Origin of the sequence: Streptomyces sp. NPDC094143 (genome assembly GCF_040303825.1) — a bacterium.
Classification (GTDB): Bacteria; Actinomycetota; Actinomycetes; order Streptomycetales; family Streptomycetaceae; genus Streptomyces.
Map to the genome: position 1 here is coordinate 1 of NZ_JBEOTZ010000042.1, position 17483 is coordinate 17483.

The window sequence follows — 17483 nt, forward strand, 5'->3', positions numbered from 1 at the left end:
ATCGGCACGCCGGCGGGAAGGCCCTCCAGCGTCGCCACGAGTGCGGGACCGTGGGACTCACCCGCGGTCAGCCAGCGCAACCTGCTCAACGGTGCCGCGCTCCTTTCCCATCGCGCCGTGGAGGACCTCCTTGATCAGATCGCCGACGATGCGCACGCCGTCCTGCGTGAGCACCGACTCGGGATGGAACTGCATCGACGCGAAGTGCGGGCCGCGCAGCGCGTGCGCCTCGCCGGTGTCGGCATCACGGCTGACCTCCACCACGCCCACGCCCTCGCACTCGACCTTGTCCTCCTCGGCGCGGGCGGCGAACGTGTTGTAGAAGCCGACCCGTTCCCGGGTCCCGAACAGGTCGATCTCCCGCTGCACGCCCTGGTTGGGCACCACGCGGCGCACCAGCGGGAAGCCGAGCAGCGTGCACAGCGTCTGGTGACTGAGGCAGACGGCGAGGAACGGGCGCCGTTCGTCCAGCAGGGTGCGCACCGCGGCACGCAGGTGGGCGATCTTGGGATGGTCGACGTCGCGCGGGTCGCCCGGGCCGGGCCCCATGACGACGAGGTCGTATCCGTCCACGGAGTACGGCTCGTCGAACCGGCGCACCGTCACCCGCAGTCCCAGGGAACGCAGTTGGTGGTCGAGCATCGACGTGAACGTGTCCTCGGCGTCCACGACCAGCACCCGGCGGCCGCCGAGTACCGGATCCGGCCCCGCTTCTCGGCCGTGACCGGCCAGCCAGAAGCCGGCGAGGGTGGCGTTGCGCTGGTCCAGCGCCGCCCGGACCCGCGGGTGGTGCGCGAAGCGGGAGGGCCCGTCGCTCTCGATGGCCGCGAGCAGGCCCGCCGCCTTCGCCGCGGTCTCGGCGACCTCACCGGCCGGGTCGGAGTGCCGCACGAGCGTGGCGCCCACCCCGATCCGCAGCCGGCCGGTGTCGTCGATGTCGGCGGTGCGGATCAGGATGGAGGAGTCCAGGGCCCGCTCGCCGTGCTCGTCCCGGCCGATCAGCGCGACGACGCCGCTGTAGTAGCCGCGGCCCTCGGGCTCGTACCGGCTGATGACCCGGCAGGCGTTCTCCAGCGGGCTGCCGGTGACGGTCGGGGCGAACAGGGTCTCGCGCAGGATGTCGCGCGGGTCCCGCGTGCTGTGTCCCTCGATGAAGTACTCGGTGTGGGCGAGGCGGGCCATCTCCTTGAGGTACGGCCCGACCACCCGGCCGCCCGACTCGCAGATCCGGGCCATCATCTTCAGTTCCTCGTCCACGACCATGTACAGCTCGTCGGCCTCCTTGCGGTCGGCGAGGAAGTCGAGCACCTGCGGCAGGGTCGGGCCCGTGGCCGGGTAGCGGTAGGTGCCGCTGATCGGGTTCATCACCGCCAGGCCATCGCGCAGGCTGATGTGCCGCTCCGGGGTGGCCCCGACGAGGGTGCGGGAGCCGGTGTGCACCAGGAACGTCCAGTAGGCGCCGCTCTCGCGCTGCAGCAGCCGCCGGAAGATCGCCAGGGCGTGGCGCGGGGTGTAGCCGGTGATGTCGGCGGTGTAGGTGCGCTTGATGACGAAGTTGGCACCCTCCCCGGTGCCGATCTCGTCCCCGATGACCCGGCGGACGGTGGCGGCGTACTCCTCGTCCGGCACGTCGAAGCCGCCGCCGGACAGCTCCACCGGCAGGTCGGGGACCCGGGTGAGCACCTCGGCGACGGGCACGGTGGCCTGACCGGTGACGGTCATCGCGATCAGCGGCGTGCCGTCGTCGGGGCAGTCGTACCCGCGCTCGGCGATCTGGCGGTAGGGCACGAGGGCCAGGACCTCGTGGCGCGGACCGGCGGCCGCCTCCGTAGCTTCCGGCAGCGGCAGTTCGGCGAGGGTGCGCGGCTCGGTCGTCTCCCCGACGACGACGTCCAGCAGGCCCGGGCCGGTCGTCTCGGGGCGGTGCAGCACGGCGTAGGCGGCCGGGGGCCGGTCGCCCAGGATCCGGCCCAGCAGGTCGCCGGTCGTGGTGCCGGTCATGCCAGGACCTCCTTGGTGGTGACGACGACGGCGCAGCGCTGCGCCGCGTACTCCAGGGCCAGCCGGTGGTGGTGCTCGGAGAAGTCGGCCGTCGCGTCGGCCACCAGGAACGGCTGGATGTCGTGGGTGAACGCCTCGACGGCGGTCATCAGCACACCCACGTGCGCGTACACCCCGCACAGCACCAGCTGGTCCCGGCCCGCGGCGCGCATCCGCTCCAGCAGGTCGGAGCGGAAGAAGGCGCTGTAGCGCCACTTGGTGAGCTGCCAGTCGCCCTCGGCCGGGGCCAGTTCGTCGACGACCTGCCGGTCGGCGGGCGCCGTGCGCATGCCCGGGCCCCAGAAGTCCTTCAGCAGGCCCCGCTGTTCGTCGGTCATGCCGCCGGGCTGCGCCGTGTACGCCACCGGCATGCCGAGCCCGGCGCAGTGCTCGCGCAACAGCCGGGCGTTGCGCACGAGTTCCTCGCGCAGCCCGTCGGGCAGGGGCCGCAGGAAGTAGCGCTGCATGTCGTGCACCAGCAGAACGGCGCGGTCCGGATCGACGGACCAGTGGGCGACGTTGCCGGGCAGGTCGCCGGCCGCCGGCATCGGGTAGGGGGTGATCTCGGGTATGCCTGCCATGGGCTTCTTCTCCTGGTCGCCTGACGTCGGTGGGGGCTTCGGGAGCTAGGCGCCGAGCGCGGCGCCGCCGTCGACGGTGAGTTCGTGCAGGGTGATGTGGGACGCCTCGTCGGACAGCAGGAAGGCGACGGCGTCGGCGACGTCCGAGGGGCGGGCCACCTTGCCCAGCGGGATGCCGACGCGGAAGGCGTCCAGCCGGCCCTCGATCGTGTGCTTCGGGCCGGACTCGTCGTGCCACATGGACGTGAGCATCGGGGTGCTGGTGGAGCCGGGCGCCACCACGTTGCAGCGGATGCCGTCCCGGGCGACCTCCAGGCCCAGGCTCTTGGTGAACATGGTCGCCGCCGCCTTGGACGCGGCGTAGGCGGCCATCTGCACCCGCGGTGTGGCAGCGGCGTTGGACGCCACGGTGACGATCGCGCCGCGCCGGCGCGGCAGCATGCGGTTGACGACGGCCCGCGACATCAGGAAGACGCCGGTGGCGTTGACGGCGAACGTCGTCGTCCAGTCCTCGTCGGTGAGGTTGCGCACGGTGCCCAGACGCAGCACGCCCGCACCGTTGACCAGGTACTCCAGCGGGCCGAGGCGCTGCTCGGCCTCCTGGACGACGGCGTCGACCTGCGCGGCGTCGGTGACGTCGGCGGGCAGGGCCAGCGCCTCCAGGCCGTCCGCGCGCAGCTTCTCCACCACCTGCCGCAGCCGGTCGGCGTCCCGGTCCACGGCTGCCACCACCGCGCCGCGTTCGCCGAGGGTGCGGGCCACCGCCTCGCCGATGCCGCCCGCGGCTCCGGTGACGAGTGCGACCTTTCCGTCCATCTTCCAGACCTCCTCATCTGCGTGTCTGCCCGACGGCCGTGCCCGTGCCGTCCGGGGTGGGTGGGCCGAGCTGTCAGCCGAGCCAGGCCGAGGCCACCGCGACGGCCTGGCTGGGGTTGAGGCGCGGATCGCAGTAGGACGTGTACTTGTCCGCGACGTGGTCGACGCAGGCGTCGTTGGGGACGCACTCGGTGACGTCGTCCGGGGTGGTCTCCAGGTGCAGCCCGCCGATGATCCCGCCCTCGGAGCGGACGGCCTCCTGGAACTCCTGGATCTCCCGCTCGATCGTCTCCAGGAAGCGGGTCTTGAGCCCGCCGGGCAGGGTGACGGTGTTGCCGTGCATGGCGTCGGTCAGCCAGATCACCGGGTGCCCGGCCTCGCGGGCGGCGGCGACGAGCTTCGGCAGCCGGTCGGCGACCGTGGCGGCCCCCATGCGGGCGATGAGGGTCAGGCGGCCCTCCTCCCGGCCGGGGTCGAGCCGTTCGCACAGCCCGAGCAACTCCTCGGGCGTCACGTTCGGCCCGATCTTGCAGGCGACCGGGTTGGCGACCCGGGACAGCAGGGCGACGTGGGCGCCGTCGAGCTGGCGGGTGCGCTCGCCGATCCAGGGCCAGTGCGTGGAGGTGAGGACGAGCCGGCCCCGCTCGTCCCGGCGGACCATGGGCAGTTCGTAGTCGAGGATCAGCGCCTCGTGGCTGGTCCACACGGGCGGCTCAACGGCGTGCCGCCGCCCGGCGTCCCGCCAGCCGAGGTGGGTCATGATCTCGTCGGCCGCCTGGTAGCAGGCCAGGATGCGCCGGGGCTCCGGGCGCCGGCTCTCCGGGTCGGGCTCCGGGCCGTTGACCATGTGGCCCCGATAGGACGGCAGTTCCAGGCCGCCCACCAGTTCGGTGGGGCTGGAGCGCGGCTTGCCGAACTGGCCCGCGATACGGCCCACGCGGATCACCGGCTTGTGGGTGATCATCTTCAGTGCGCCGGCCAGCAGGTCCAGCACGGCCGTCTTCCGGGCGACATAACCGGACGTGCACTCGGCGGGGTCCTCGGCGCAGTCGCCGGACTGGACGACCAGGGCCTCGCCGGAGGTGACCCGCGCGAGCAGCGAGCGCAGCGTGTCGACGTCCGCCGCGTCGACCAGGGCCGGGCGGCGGGCCAGCGTGTCCGCGACCTGCCGCACCCGTGCGGTATCACCCCACTCGGGCTGCTGCCTTGCCGGTTTGTCCTTGATGTCGAGCAGAGCGTCGTCCACTGGTGTCTCCTTCGGCGAATGGCATGACTCCGGCGCGCCATCGCCGGGGCAGGGAAACCCCGTGACTGCGCAGCCGTGCGGGTCTCGGGCGTGGGCCGGCGGGGCCGGGGGCGCACCGCGCCGGGCCGGGGCCGCCGGTCATCGGACCAGCCGCACGAGCGGCGCCGCCGCGGTCCGTGCGGGTGGTGCCCGTCCGCGCGCCGCGGCGCGACGACCGCCGCATTGTTCGGCACGCGTAATAGCAGGGGTGATAGCTGTGGTGAGGGCTCTGGTGATGACTGTGGTGGTGACTCTGGTCGTGCCATAGGGCGCGGGAACGCCGCGGGCGGAATTGTTCGCATTGCGGTGGACCCCGGCACCGGGCGCGCAATGGCGTCTGCCCGCAAATGCGTTACCGGCCCGGATGTGATGCTTTCCCGTTCATCCGGCGCCGGCGGCCGGCCGGCAAACCGGAACGGCCGTCACGAGGCCGTGCCCGGCCCGGCCCGGCCGGGGGCGGACAGGCCGGCCGCGCGCCGGCCCGCAAGGAGCCGCGGCCGGGCGCGACGGGAAAAAACAGGTCGTTCGCCCAGGTAGCGAGCCCCTCGGCGCCGATCCGCGTACGGGGTGCGGACAGATCCCGTGCAGGGCCGTCGAGGACGGCGGTGTGACGCGTGCACGCGGTGCTCCCTCGGCAGACGGAAGTGGCCGAGCCGGACGTCGGACCGGCTGTTCGCTCCGATCCTGTATCGAAAGCGAAGGCCGGCCCAATGGCGATCCACGGACTTCGTCAAATAGCCGGTACTTCATCAAGTCGATGTCGGAACCACTTTGCGCCAATGTGGCACGTCACCCGTAGTTCATCTCGGGTGCAGGCGAATAACCTGACCGTGACGCTTGAACTCGTGACGTATCGGCAAGGAGTGACGACCCGCCATGTCGGACCGGCTGGGGCAATCGGGCGTGCTGGAGCTGGACGAACTGGTCGCGGAGGGCGTCTCGCCCTGGCTGGACGGACTCGACCGCGGCCACCTGGTCTCCGGATGCCTGAGCCGTCTCATCGCGCGCACCGGAGTCCGGGGCGCCACGTCCGACCCGGCCGCGCTGGCAACGGCCGTCGAGACCGACGACGCCTACCGTGAACAGCTCGCGGACCTGGCCTCCGACGACATCTGCACCGCCGGCGCCGTACGCGCGGTGGTGGCGTACGACGTCCGCTGGGCCTGCGACGTGCTCCGGCCGGTGTACCAGGCCACGCGCGGCCTGGACGGCATGGTGTCGATGGACCTGGACCCGCGCGTCGCGCGCGACGCCGAGTCGGCCGTCGCCGAGGCGGAGCAGGCGCTGCGCGCGGTGAACCGGCCGAACGCGATGGTCAAGCTGCCGGCCACCGCCGAGGGGATCGCCGCGATCAGGGCGTGCGTCGGCGAGGGCTTCCCGGTCCACGTCACCGCGGTCTTCTCGGTGTCGCGCTACCGCGAGGCCCTCGACGCCTACGTGGAGGGCCTGAGGCGCGCGCGGGCCGACGGCCGGCGGCTGAGGATGATCCCCTCGGTCGTCTCACTGCCGGTGGGCCTGCTGGACGCCGAGGTGGACGCGCGGCTGGAGGAACTGGGCACCCCGGACGCCCTGGCGCTGCGCGGCGAGGCCGCCGTGGCGCGGGCCCGCCACCTCTACCAGCTGTACGACGACTGGTTCGGCGGCGCCCACTGGCGGGACCTGGCCGCCGCCGGGGGCCACCCGCAACGGCTGATGTGGACGTCCACCACCGTGAACGACCCGTCCTCGTCCCCCACCCGGTACGTGGAACGGCTGATCACCTGGGGCACGATCACCTCGATGACCCCGCCCACCCTGGAGGCGGCCGCCCGCCGGCTCGCCCTGTACGGCGACACCCTGATGGGCCGTCACCGCGCGGCCGCCGAGGTGTGGCGACGACTGGAGGACGTCGGCATCGACGGCGACGAGGTCGCCCGGAAACTCGAAGCCGAGAGCGCCCAACGGCTGGCGGCCGCATGGCGCGACCTGCACGCGGCGGTCGACGCGGGGCGGCACACGGCCCAGCGGGAGTAGCCGCCCGGGTGGTGGGGGAGTGGCGTGGCCGGGGACGTCACCCACCCCCATGGGCGACGTCCCCGACCGCTCCCCCGGTGCCGGACTGTGGCTCAGGTGTCCGTGCGGCGGGCGTGTGCCGTCACCAGCACATCACCGCCGTCTCGCCGGCACCCCACGCGGAGTACAGGCGTATCCGGACGAGGTAGCGGCGGCCCTTCACGAGCCGGACGCCGACCGTGGCGTTCTGCCGGGTCCCCCCGTCGTCCCGGCCGGCGAGGTAGCGCGGTTCCCCGTCCCGCTCCTCGAAGACCACCACGACGGCGTCGCTGTCGCCGAAGGTGCCCAGCGTGTACGTGCGGGTCTCCGGCGGGTCCACGACGAAGTCGCCCTGTCCGCCGGGGCCGAGCCCCAGCGGCACCGAGCGGAACGGCACCAGCGCGGCCGGCTCCCGGTCCGCCGGCGGATACCAGCGCAGCGCGAACTCCTGGTCGCCGGCCGACAGGGTGCCGGGCGGGTCGATGCCCGCGCGGTACCGCTCCGGCTCCAGGACCAGCCCTGACGGGAACGGGAACTCCATGACCGACTGTGGGTCCCAGACGGAGCCGTTGACCTCGTCCGGGCCGAGCTTGCGCAGGATGTTGCGGTGCGTGCGCTCCCGGCTCCAGTGGTTCGGCGGGCCCGAAAGTTCGGCGTACACGGCCTCGTCGTCCCAGTGGATGCCGGCGAACGGACTCTGGTGCTCGTGCAGCATGCCGAGCGCGTGCCCGATCTCGTGCAGGGCCGTGCCGCGCTCCCCGGGCGCGGTCAGGTCCCAGCCGAAGTTCATGGTGCGCTCGTGCCGGCCGGCCAGCAGCGCGTCCCGGCCCACCGCCGACCAGGAGCCGGCGCCGAGCTGGAACCCGATGCGCAGTTCGGCCTCCGAGCGGTCGTCGACCTCGGCGAAGGAGATCCCGATGCCGAGGTCCTGCCACTGGCGGAAGCATGCGCGCACCACGTCCCGCTGTTCCTCGGCACCGGCCCACGGCACCCGTCGCGTCATCCCCGTCCCCGGCACGGGGATGACGGAGGCGTCGGTGTCGCCGTCGAAGAACCAGTAGTGCAGCACCGTGCCGTTGACCCACATCCGCCACCCGCTGCGCAGCGCGCTCAGCCGCTCGGCGGCCAGCCCCGGTGCGAAGGCGGGCGCCGGCGCCTGGGCCAGCGAGCAGTAGCGTGCGGTCATGGGTCCCAGCCTGCCGTGCGGCCCGGCCCGGGCACCTGAGTCGAGGGCTACTCAAGTCGCCCTGTATCAAACGTGAGTAGCCGCGCTCATGTCTGTGTGACGACTTACGAGAGGGACGCGACGACGCTGGAGCTGCCCTGGCCGTTCGCCGGGCGGGAGGACGAAGTGGAGTTGGTGCGCCGGTCCCTGACCGGCGGCCGCCGCGGCATCGTGGTGACCGGCCCCGCCGGCTGCGGCAAGACCCGCCTCGTCACCGAGGCGATCCGCGGTACCGACTGCGCCCGGGCGGCCGGCACCCCCGAGAGCCGGTCCATCCCCTTCGCCGCCTTCGCGCACCTGCTGCCCGAACCGGTCACTCTGCACCGCGCCGTCCAGCTCCTGGCCGGCGTGCGCACCCTGCTGGTGGACGACGCGCAGCTGCTCGACGACGCCTCCGCCGCCCTGCTCCACCAGCTCGCCGTCGACGGCCGCGTCCGCCTGCTGGTCGTGGCCACGGACGGCACCCGGGCGCCCGGCGCGGTCTCCCGGCTGTGGACCGGCGAACTGCTGCCGCGCCTCACCCTGGAGCGGCTGCCCGAGGAGGAGACCGCCCGGCTGCTCACGGCCGGCGCCGGGCCCCTCGACCCGCTCACCGGCCGGCGGTTGCGCGGGCTGGCCCGGGGCGACCTGCGGCTGCTGCGCGACCTGCTCGGCGCGGTCCGCGCCCGGCTGACTCCCGTACCGGGTACCGGCGAACGCGCCTGGCGGGGCCCGGTGCCGCTGACCCCGGCCGTCCGCGAACGCACCGCCCACGTCCTCGGCCGCGCCTGCCCGCGCGAACGCGAGACCCTCGACCGCCTCGCCTTCGCCGAACCCCTGCCGGGCGACCCGGACGGCCTGGACCTCGCGGCCCTCGAAGTCCTGGAGGCCGACGGCCTGATCGCCGTCGACGACCAGGGCGCCGTGCGCCTCGCCCACCCCCTGTACGGCCCGGTGCTCCGCGCCGCGGCGGGCCGGCTGCGGGCGCGCCGGCTGTCCCGGACGCCGCAGGACCACGCCTCGGCCCTCGACGCCGAACGCGCCGCGCTGGCCCGCCGGATCGACCGGGACGACGTACGCCTGATGCCGACGCCGGTGGGGGAGTGGCTCGTCGCCGAGGGCGGTCCCCTGCCGGGCGGGTACGCCGCCGTCCGGGCCCGGTACGCCCGGCTGCGCGGCGAGATGCGGGAGGCCGCGGCCTGGGCGCGGGAGGGCCTGCGCGGCGACCCCGGGGACACCGCCTGCCGGGCGGAACTCGCCCGGGCCTGCGGACGGTTGGACAGCTGGGGCGACCTCGACACCGCCCTGGCCGCCCTCACCGACCCCTACGACGCCGTCCGGCTCGGTGCCCCGGAGAAGGCCATCGACCGGCTGAGCGGCGTGTTCGCCCGGCACGCCGACGCGCTCACCCGGGCGGACGGCCCCGCCCTGGACGAGGTGGCCGGGGAGCTGGAGCGGCGGGGCTTCACGCTGTTCGCCGCCGAGGCGCACGCCCAGGCCGTGGGTGCCCACCGCGACCCGCGCGCCGCCCGGCACTCCCGCGCCCGGGCCGTGGCCCTGGCCCGGCGCTGCCAGGGCGCCCGCACACCCGCCCTGTCCGGTGTCGTCCTCGGTGAACTCACCGCCCGGCAGCGGCAGGTCGTCACCCTCGCCGCGGCGGGCCTGAGCAACCGGCAGATCGCCGAACGCCTCACGTTGTCGATCCGCACCGTCGGAAACCACCTGTACAGCGCCTACGCACGCCTCGGCGCCAGTGACCGCGCCGCCCTGCCCTGGCTGACGGACACCCCGCAGGCCCAGCCGGCCTGACCCGCCCCCCGAGCCGGCGGTCTGACCCGAACAGGGGACGGGTCAGACCGCCCCGGGCCTCCGGCGGATCGGAGCCGGCCCGCTACTTCTCGGCGGAGCCGGTCCGGACCGCTTGTCCAGTCCGGCCGAGCCGGATCCGGCCGCCCGGCCCTTCCTCCGCAACGCCTCGTCGAGCCGAGCCCAAGGCATTCACACAACCGCCGCGAGCCCCAAGCCCCAAGCCGCAAGCCCTCTCAAGCCGCTCCGAACGCCGAGAACGCCCACCCCGTCGCCTGGTGCAGGGCGTCGCCCGGCAGGGCGGCCCGGGCGTCGCGCAGGGCCTCCGCGAGGGACAGGCCGGCGCCGAGACCCTTGTGCAGGGCCAGCATCAACGGCACCACCGCCGCGTCGTTGACGGGCGCGCTGCACGCCACCACCCCGGCCGTCCCCAGCGGCAGCAACGCGGTCACCAGACCGAGCAGCTCGTCGGCGCCCACGGACGCGAAGCGGGCCGTGTCGCAGCAGGACAGGATGATCCGGTACGGGCTGCGCTCCAGCCGCTCGAAGTCGTGCACGACGATCGGCCCGTCGGCCATCCGCAGCGCGGAGAACAACGGGCTGTCCGCGCGGAACGTGCCGTGCGCGGCGATGTGCGCCAGCGCCGCCCCGTCCAGCTCCCGCAGCACCCGGGGCACACGCGCCCGCGTCTCCTCCAGGACGGTCGCGCCCGGATACCGGCCGGCCAGCTCGGGCACCTCCGCGCCGCCCGTCGCCAGGCCCGGCCCGCGCACCAGCACATGACGGCCGTCCGGCGGCGGCACCGTCTCCCGGGCGCGCAGCCAACTGCCCGCCGACGGCGAGACGCTGAGCACCCGTTCCCGCAGCGACGGCAGCAGGGCCCACGGCACCCGGTGCAGCCGCCCCGGCGGCACGATCACCACCGGTCCGCCGCCCAGCCGCCCCGCGGCCGGCCCCAGCAGCAGCTCTTCCAGGCGCCGCCCGGCCGCCTCCACCACCGGCAGCCGCGCGTCCGCCCCCGGGTGCGCCAGCCGTCGCAGCCCGGCCTGCACGTGCTCGGCCTCCCGCTCCGCCTCCGCGAGCGGCCCCGCCTCGAACCGGCGCACCCGCCCCCGCCCGCACAGCAGCACCTGCACCCGCCCGTCCAGCACGGCCAGTTCCACCAGCAGCGTCTCGGCGCCGAGGTGCGCCAGCAGCCGGCCCACGTCGAACCGGTCGCCGTCCCCGGGCGCCCGGCCCCGCATGTGCAGGGTGCGGGAGCGGATCACCCGCTCCAGCCGCCGCTGCTCCCGCTCCAGCGCCACGACCGGACGGCCCTCCATCCGCGCGGCCTCCGCACGCGAGGCGATCTCCCGGAAGGCGGTCATGCCGCTCAGCAGCTCCGGGTCGGCCGGCGGCCGGGTCGGCGGCGTGGCCAGCACGGTGGCCCGCCAGCGCTCACTCCACACCAGCAGCCGCCGCGGCCCGCCCGCGACCAGACTGGCCCGCTGCGCCAACGCCGCCAGCTCCGCGCCCTGTTCGGTGGCGCGGGCCCGCAACTCCGAGGCGCCCAGCGTCATCCGGTGGTCGTCGAGCACGTCCAGACCTCGCCGGCAGGCCTCCAGCACGCCCCGCGCCGACCCGGCCGCCCGGGCCCGCAGCGCCTGCGCCGACCAGCCCGTCAGCCGCGCCAGCGGCGGCCCGCTGCGCCGGCTGCGCGCCGCGACGGCCAGATGCCGCTCGGCATCCGCCGTCCAGCCCAGATCCAGCGCGATCCGGCCCGCGAGCAGCGACGCCTCCGGCGCGGCCGGAGCCCCGAAGGACGCCAGCTTCCCGGCCACCGCGGCGGCGTCCGCGACCAGCCGCCCCGAACCGCGCCCGGCCGCGTGCCGCGCCTCGATCAGCACCAGCCGGGCGTGCGTCTCCCACCAGGTGCGCCGCTGCCCCGCGAACAGCCGTACGGCGAGGGCGGCCCGGGCGATCGCGGTCTGCGGATCCCCGGCCAGCCGGGCCGCCCGCGCGGCGGCCAGCAGCAGCTCCGCCTTGCGGGTGGACTGCCCGCCGATCCCGTCCAGTTTCCCGATCGCGGTGTCCGCCTCGGCCAGCGCCTCGGGCGCCAGCCCGGCCGCCATCAGCACCTCGCAGCGCCGGATGTTCAGCATGAACGTCGGCGTGCCCAGCCGCGCGTACCGCTCCTCGGCCTCGTCCAGCAGCCGCAGCGCCGCTGGCACGTCCCCGGAGCGGAACGCGGCGAGCCCGCGGCTCTCCACCGCGTCGGCCTTGTCGTGCTCCTGGCCGGTGGTCTCCCACAGCGCCTCGGCCGCCGTGAAGTCCGCCTCGGCCCGCTCCACCGCGCCGAGCGCGAGGTGCACGGTCGCCCGCAGGGTCAGCGCCCGCGCCGTCCAGATCACGTCCTCCGCCTGCCGCAGCACGGGCACGGCACGGCGTACGTCCTCCAGCGCCTCGCGGTGCCGGCCGAGCACCCACCACACGTACGCCCGCCGGTACAGCACCCGCGCCCGGGTCAGCCCGCCGCCGCGCGCCACACCCCGCTCGAACGCCGCAAGGCCCTCCCGGGTACGGCCCGCGTGCACCAGCGCCACACCCGTGGTGGCCAGCACGTCCGCCTCCCGGTCGGCCGAGCCGGCACGTGCCGCCAGTTGCCGGGCCCGGCGCAGATGGTGCAGCGCGAGCCGCAGATCGCCGAAGTCCCGCTGCCAGATGCCGATCACCTGGTGGGCGACGCAGGCGTGCAGCGGCGCGGGACCGGTGTCCAGCAGCGCCCGGGCCCGCGCGAGAGCCTCGCCCGGGTCGGCGAACACCATCGGCAGCAGTTCCAGCACCGAGTCGCTTCCCGCCGTCACCTGTCGGATGGTAGTGGCACCGAACGGCACCCCACAGGTTCGGAGCTGTATCAAAACCCCGCCAGGCGACTCTTGTTCGACAGAATCGACGCCCGCGCCGCGCACCGGCCGACGCCGTCGCACCAACGGGAGGACACGCCATGGCACCTCAGCGATTCCAGGAGCAGTTCGAGCAGATCCAGCGCTCGATGCCCGGCGTCCCCCTGGCGACGGGGCCCGACGACTCGGCCGAGTTCCTGTACGAGAAGGGCGTCGTCCTCGTCCGCGACGGCGAGGAGGCGCAGCTCGTCGAGGACACCGTACGGGCCCACTTCACGGCGGCGCCCGACCTCGACCAGGAACAGGTCCGCCGCGCGGGCCCGGTGGCCAACCGCAGCGGCGTCACCCGGATCCGGGTCGGCGATCCCGGTGCGGGACACCCCGGGGCGGACCGGGCCGTCGCGCAGGCACTGCGCTCGGTGCGCGAGCGGGAGGCGCGGGCCGGGCACCGGATGGTCGCCCGCAACCACGTGGTGCACATCGCGGTCAACGCCTGCCCGGGCGACGAGCCGGTCCCCGCCCCGCTCGGCGAGCCACCCAACCCGGCACCCGCCGACGTGCCCCACGACCCGGGCACGGCCGTCGGCGTGCTCGTCGTGGACACCGGCCTCACGCACGACTACCGCTCCTGCGCGCTGCTCGCCCACACCGACGGTGACGCCCAGCTCCAGGAGTGCGACGAGCAGGGCGTCCTGCAGCAGTACGTCGGCCACGGCACGTTCATCGCCGGGCTGGTCGCCGCCGTCGCGCCCAACACCGACATCACCGTCCGCGGCACCCTCAACGACGCCGGGGCCATCCTGGAGGCTGAGTTCGGCGAGAAGCTCTTCGAGGCCGTCGACGCCGGCGGCTGGCCCGACGTGCTCAGTCTCTCCGCCGGCACCTCCAACGGCCGCACCGACGGACTGCTCGGCGTGGAGAACTTCATGCGGGAACTGCGCGCGCAGCGCACCCTGCTGGTCGCCGCCGCCGGCAACAACGCCGGCGCGAGCCCCTTCTGGCCCGCCGCCTACGCCGGCCTGCCCGGCTGGGAGGACTCGGTACTGTCGGTCGGCGCGCTGCGCAGCGACGGCGAGTACGGCGCCTGCTTCACCAATCACGGCCCCTGGGTGAAGGTCTATGCCCCCGGCGAGCGCCTCACCAGCACCCTCACCGGCTTCGACACGCCCGTCCCGTACGTCTACCAGCACTCCACCTACGACGCCTGCCGCTACGGCTTCACCTACGACTGCACCTGCCGGCACCCGAGCCACAGCGGCGTCCTGAGCGACGAGGGCAACACCGCCAAGCCGGACCAGGTGATGTTCGAGGGGTACGCGCAGTGGAGCGGCACCTCCTTCGCCACCCCCGTGACCGCGGGCATGATCGCCGCCCGCATGACGGCGCACAAGGAGACCGACCCGCGCGCCGCACGGCGTCAACTCCTCCGCGCCGGCGCGGGGGTGGCGGAAGTGCGCGGAGCGTACGTCCCGGCCCTGCGTCCGCCCACCTGGCGTCCGGTGCCGGTCGTGCGCCAGGCTCCCGGCCTGTGAGGGCCGGTGCCGCTCCCTCCCCGGCGTACGATGACGTGCGTACACGAGGGGTGGGGCTGCCGTGGACCGTACTGACGCCGGCGCGCTCGTCCAGGCCGCGGCCGACGGCGACGCGGCGGCCTGGAAGGCGCTCGTGGAGGGGCTGAGCCCTTTGGTGTGGTCCGTGGTGCGGGCGCACCGGCTCTCCGACGCGGACGCCCACGAGGTGTACCAGACCGCTTGGTTCCGCTTCGCCCAGCACCTCGGGCGTATCCGGGAGCCCGACAAGGCGGGCGCGTGGCTGGCGAGCACGGCGCGCAACGAGTGCCTGAAGGTGATCAGGAGCGCGCAGCGGCTGACGCTGACCGACGATCCGCGGTTGCTGGACCGCGTCAGCGAGGACGGCACGCCGGAACAGTCGCTGCTCGACTCCGAGGAGGCCGCCGCCCAGAGCGAGCGCGTGCGGCGGCTGTGGCAGGAGTTCGAGGAACTGGGCGAGCGCTGCAGGCAGTTGCTGCGGACGTTGATGGCCACACCGCCGCCCAGCTACCAGGAGGTGTCCGCCGCGCTCGGGATCGCGGTGGGCAGCATCGGACCGCTGCGCCAGCGCTGCCTGCGCCGGCTGCGGGCCCGGCTAGAGGCACGGGGGGCGAGGTGAACGGCATGGACGGCATGGCCGACCTGAACGGCGGGGACGACCCGACCGGCGGAGGCGACAGCGGTGGCGAGGGCTTCCTCGGTGAAGAGGGCTTCGACGATCACGAGTTCGACGACGGACTGCTGGAGGAGGAGCTGCGGCGGGCCGCCGCCGTCCTCGACCCGGTCCCCGCGGCGCTCCAGCAACTGGCCGTCGACGCCTACGCGCTGCACGACCTGGACGCCCGGATCGCCGAGCTGACCTTCGACTCGCTGGTCGACGCCCTCCCGGTCCGGGGCGCCCCCGCAACCCCCCGGATGCTGACCTTCCGGGCGGGCGAGGTGACGGTCGACGTCGAAGTGACGCAGGACGGGCTCATGGGCCAGGTGCTGCCGCCGCAGCCGGCCCGGATCGAGGTCCTGGGCGGTCCTCGCCCCGGCTCCCCGCTGACGGCGGATGACCTGGGCCGCTTCACCGCCGACACACCCCCGTCCGGCCCCTTCGCACTGCGGCTGCGCACGGACGCGGACGTCGTCGTCACCCAGTGGCTGCGGGCCTGAACACCGGGTCGCGAGCCCCCTTCACCAGGTGCAGGGCAGCGTCCGCGGCCCACGGATCATCGTCCTGCGCCGCCAGGCGACCTGGTCGGCGGGGACGGCGAGGCGCAGGTTGGGCAGGCGCTCCAGCAAGGTGGTGAGGAGCAGCTCGGTCTGGAGGCGGGCCAGGACCGCCCCGGTGCAGTAGTGCGGTCCGTTGCCGAAGGCCAGGTGCGGGTTCGGGGCACGGCCCGGGTCGATCCGGTCCGGCTCGGGGAAGACGTCCGGGTCGCGGTTGGCGGCGAGGTAGGAGACGTACACCGGGTCGCCCGCGCGGATGCGGTGCCCGTGCAGGTCGACGTCCTCAAGGGCGATCCGCGCCAGGCCGACGGAGCTGCGGTGCGGGACGTAGCGCAGCAGTTCGTCCACAAGGGCGTCCCGTGCCTCGGGCCGCTCCCGCCACGTCCGCGTCAACTCCGGCCGCGTGAGCAGCAGATACAGCATCTGTCCGCAGTTGTGGGTGACGGCCTCGCCGCCGATCTGCAGCGGTCCGGCGAGGCCGATCGCCTCCGTCTCGCACAGGTCGCCGCGCGCCACGGCGGCGCCCAGCAGGGAGTACACATCCTCGCCGGTGCCGTCCGCGCGGGAGTCGATCGTCTCCGTGATCCACCCGTAGAGGCTGGTCTTCGCACGGTCGGCGGCCTCGGCACCGCCGGAGGTGGAGATGATCTGCCGGGTCCAGGCGTGCACCCGCTCCCGGTCGGCCTCCGGCACGCCCATGACCTCGCTGACCAGGGCGATCGGGAACGGTTCGAGGACCCGCTCGACCAGGTCCGCGGGCGGCCCGTCCCGCGTCACGTCCTCGACGAGCGCGTCGAGCATCTCCTGCGCCCGGGGCCGCAGCCGCTTCATCGCGCTCATGGTGAAGGCCCCGGCGACGGCCTTGCGCAGCCGGTTGTGGTCGGGCTGGTCGGCGAAGGCGAGCGAACCGGGCCGCGGCTTGAAGTGCGGTGCCATCCGCGTCACCTGACGAGTGGTCACCTCGGCGCGGCTGAAGCGGGGGTCGTTGGTGATCAGCTTCACGTCCTCGTGGCGGGTGGCCAGCCATGCCCAGCCCTCGCCGAACGGCAGCCGGATGCGGGTCAGCGGCCCCTCGCGCATCAGTCCGGCGAGGACCGGGTCGAAGTCCGTCCCGTCCAGGTCGAGGGCGGGCCAGTCCCGTACCGGGGGCGGGGCCTGGCCGGTCAGCGTGGTGATCTCCTCCGTCATGCACCCACCCTCGCCGCGCCCCCGCCCTCTTGTCGCGCGGGAGTGCTCCAGCCGGTGACGGCGACGACTCAGCGGGACATCGCGTCGACGAGCCCGGCGAGCGCGTCGGCCAGCCGCTCCAGCCCGGGACCGGCGGGACCGCCCGGCTCGGTCATGTAGGTGTCCCGGCGGATCTCCACCATCAGCGCCTCGACCCGCGCGTCGAGCCCGTGGAACTCCAGCGGCACGTACGCCCCGCTGAAGGGGCTGTCCAGCCCCGTCTCCCCGAACGCCTCCCGGGCGGCGCCCAGCAGTGCCGGTGAGGTGTGGAAGGAGTCCGTGCCCAGGCACACCGGCGGCCGGGGCCCCTGACCGTGCAGCTCGTACGGCAGCGGCCGGCTGGGGTAGGAGTGCACGTCGATGATCACGGCCCGCCCGGTGGCCGCCAGCCGGTCCGCCACGGCCCGTGACATCGCCCGCGCGTACGGCAGGAAGTACCGCTCGACGAGCGGGCCGGCCTCGAAGCCCCCGGGCCGCAGCGCCGCGCCGTGCGTGGTTTGTGTGTACACCGCGCCCATGCCGACGGCCCGCATCTCCTCCCGCTCGTCGGGGAACCGCTCCGGGTCGACGACCAGCCGCGACAGCCGGTTCACGAACCGCCACGGCGGCACCGCGGCCCGTCCGGCCGCTACCTCGGCGAGCCGGGCCGTGTGCGCGTCGGTGATGTGGTCGAGCTCCCGGGCGAGCGCCTCATCGTCGAGCACGATCCCCGCGCGCACGTCGTCCGGGACGTCCCGCGCCGAGTGCGGCACGTGCAGGATCACCGGTGAGCGGGCGGCGCCGGGCAGCAGCCCGAAGGACGGCGCGGCAGGGGGCATGGGGCGGCTCCGGGGAGATTGTCAGTGG

Annotated in this window: 14 protein-coding genes; 5 read left to right on the forward strand and 9 right to left on the reverse strand. The window is 74.5% G+C overall.

Features of this window, described 5'->3' with window-relative positions:
- The 5 genes from ABTZ58_RS34405 to ABTZ58_RS34425 form a co-directional block, all read right to left on the reverse strand.
- On the reverse strand, positions 1 to 89 hold an 89-nt coding region (locus ABTZ58_RS34405), incomplete at its 3' end, for a chorismate synthase (RefSeq protein WP_158693198.1).
- Positions 58 to 2001 (reverse strand): anthranilate synthase family protein, encoded by a 1944-nt coding sequence (locus tag ABTZ58_RS34410; RefSeq protein ID WP_351365585.1) that lies wholly within the window; start codon positions 1999 to 2001, stop codon positions 58 to 60. The genes ABTZ58_RS34405 and ABTZ58_RS34410, both read right to left, overlap by 32 nt.
- Positions 1998 to 2621, reverse strand: a complete 624-nt coding sequence (locus ABTZ58_RS34415; protein WP_351365588.1) for an isochorismatase family protein — start codon at positions 2619 to 2621, stop codon at positions 1998 to 2000. Before ABTZ58_RS34415 ends, ABTZ58_RS34410 begins: the two co-directional genes overlap by 4 nt.
- A gap of 45 nt (positions 2622 to 2666) precedes the next feature.
- Positions 2667 to 3437: a 2,3-dihydro-2,3-dihydroxybenzoate dehydrogenase gene (locus ABTZ58_RS34420; RefSeq protein ID WP_351365591.1), complete on the reverse strand. Its 771-nt coding sequence runs from the start codon at positions 3435 to 3437 to the stop codon at positions 2667 to 2669.
- Positions 3438 to 3510: 73 nt separating this feature from the next.
- Positions 3511 to 4683: a 3-deoxy-7-phosphoheptulonate synthase gene (locus ABTZ58_RS34425; protein ID WP_351365594.1), complete on the reverse strand. Its 1173-nt coding sequence runs from the start codon at positions 4681 to 4683 to the stop codon at positions 3511 to 3513.
- 915 nt (positions 4684 to 5598) lie between these two features.
- Between ABTZ58_RS34425 and tal the strand changes: the two genes are divergently transcribed.
- Positions 5599 to 6735: a transaldolase gene (gene tal / locus ABTZ58_RS34430; RefSeq protein ID WP_351365597.1), complete on the forward strand. Its 1137-nt coding sequence runs from the start codon at positions 5599 to 5601 to the stop codon at positions 6733 to 6735.
- A gap of 121 nt (positions 6736 to 6856) precedes the next feature.
- Here tal and absR1 read toward each other — a convergent pair whose 3' ends face one another.
- Positions 6857 to 7939 (reverse strand): beta-glucuronidase AbsR1, encoded by a 1083-nt coding sequence (gene absR1 / locus ABTZ58_RS34435; protein ID WP_351365600.1) that lies wholly within the window; start codon positions 7937 to 7939, stop codon positions 6857 to 6859.
- Between the two features lie 96 nt (positions 7940 to 8035).
- On the opposite strand from absR1, the gene ABTZ58_RS34440 reads away from it, so the two are divergent.
- Positions 8036 to 9766 (forward strand): LuxR family transcriptional regulator AbsR2, encoded by a 1731-nt coding sequence (locus tag ABTZ58_RS34440; RefSeq protein WP_351365603.1) that lies wholly within the window; start codon positions 8036 to 8038, stop codon positions 9764 to 9766.
- Between the two features lie 233 nt (positions 9767 to 9999).
- On the opposite strand, the gene ABTZ58_RS34445 is transcribed toward ABTZ58_RS34440, so the two are convergent.
- Positions 10000 to 12606 carry a CHAT domain-containing protein gene (locus ABTZ58_RS34445; protein ID WP_351365605.1) on the reverse strand — a complete coding sequence of 869 codons (2607 nt, stop codon included), beginning with the start codon at positions 12604 to 12606 and terminating at the stop codon, positions 10000 to 10002.
- 140 nt (positions 12607 to 12746) lie between these two features.
- Here ABTZ58_RS34445 and ABTZ58_RS34450 point away from each other — a divergent pair, with 140 nt between their 5' ends.
- The 3 genes from ABTZ58_RS34450 to ABTZ58_RS34460 all read left to right on the forward strand — a co-directional run bounded on the left by ABTZ58_RS34450 (position 12747) and on the right by ABTZ58_RS34460 (position 15353).
- On the forward strand, positions 12747 to 14177 hold the full coding sequence (locus tag ABTZ58_RS34450; protein WP_351365608.1) for a S8/S53 family peptidase: 1431 nt from the start codon (positions 12747 to 12749) through the stop codon (positions 14175 to 14177).
- 61 nt (positions 14178 to 14238) lie between these two features.
- Positions 14239 to 14814 (forward strand): RNA polymerase sigma factor, encoded by a 576-nt coding sequence (locus ABTZ58_RS34455; protein ID WP_351365611.1) that lies wholly within the window; start codon positions 14239 to 14241, stop codon positions 14812 to 14814.
- A gap of 14 nt (positions 14815 to 14828) precedes the next feature.
- Positions 14829 to 15353 carry a hypothetical protein gene (locus tag ABTZ58_RS34460; protein ID WP_351365679.1) on the forward strand — a complete coding sequence of 175 codons (525 nt, stop codon included), beginning with the start codon at positions 14829 to 14831 and terminating at the stop codon, positions 15351 to 15353.
- A gap of 21 nt (positions 15354 to 15374) precedes the next feature.
- Here the strand turns inward: ABTZ58_RS34460 and ABTZ58_RS34465 are convergent, their stop codons facing one another.
- On the reverse strand, positions 15375 to 16598 hold the full coding sequence (locus tag ABTZ58_RS34465) for a cytochrome P450 (protein ID WP_351365614.1): 1224 nt from the start codon (positions 16596 to 16598) through the stop codon (positions 15375 to 15377).
- Positions 16599 to 16666: 68 nt separating this feature from the next.
- Positions 16667 to 17455, reverse strand: a complete 789-nt coding sequence (locus ABTZ58_RS34470; protein WP_351365617.1) for an N-formylglutamate amidohydrolase — start codon at positions 17453 to 17455, stop codon at positions 16667 to 16669.
- Between the last annotated feature and the right edge of the window lie 28 nt (positions 17456 to 17483).

Excerpts from the sequence above, each read along its gene's own strand:
- ABTZ58_RS34410 (WP_351365585.1), bottom strand. The coding sequence starts at position 2,001 with ATGACCGGCACCACGACCGGCGACCTGCTGGGCCGGATCCTGGGCGAC.
- ABTZ58_RS34415 (WP_351365588.1), bottom strand. The coding sequence starts at position 2,621 with ATGGCAGGCATACCCGAGATCACCCCCTACCCGATGCCGGCGGCCGGC.
- ABTZ58_RS34420 (WP_351365591.1), bottom strand. The coding sequence starts at position 3,437 with ATGGACGGAAAGGTCGCACTCGTCACCGGAGCCGCGGGCGGCATCGGC.
- tal (WP_351365597.1), top strand. The coding sequence starts at position 5,599 with ATGTCGGACCGGCTGGGGCAATCGGGCGTGCTGGAGCTGGACGAACTG.
- absR1 (WP_351365600.1), bottom strand. The coding sequence starts at position 7,939 with ATGACCGCACGCTACTGCTCGCTGGCCCAGGCGCCGGCGCCCGCCTTC.
- ABTZ58_RS34450 (WP_351365608.1), top strand. The coding sequence starts at position 12,747 with ATGGCACCTCAGCGATTCCAGGAGCAGTTCGAGCAGATCCAGCGCTCG.
- ABTZ58_RS34460 (WP_351365679.1), top strand. The coding sequence starts at position 14,829 with ATGGCCGACCTGAACGGCGGGGACGACCCGACCGGCGGAGGCGACAGC.
- ABTZ58_RS34465 (WP_351365614.1), bottom strand. The coding sequence starts at position 16,598 with ATGACGGAGGAGATCACCACGCTGACCGGCCAGGCCCCGCCCCCGGTA.
- ABTZ58_RS34470 (WP_351365617.1), bottom strand. The coding sequence starts at position 17,455 with ATGCCCCCTGCCGCGCCGTCCTTCGGGCTGCTGCCCGGCGCCGCCCGC.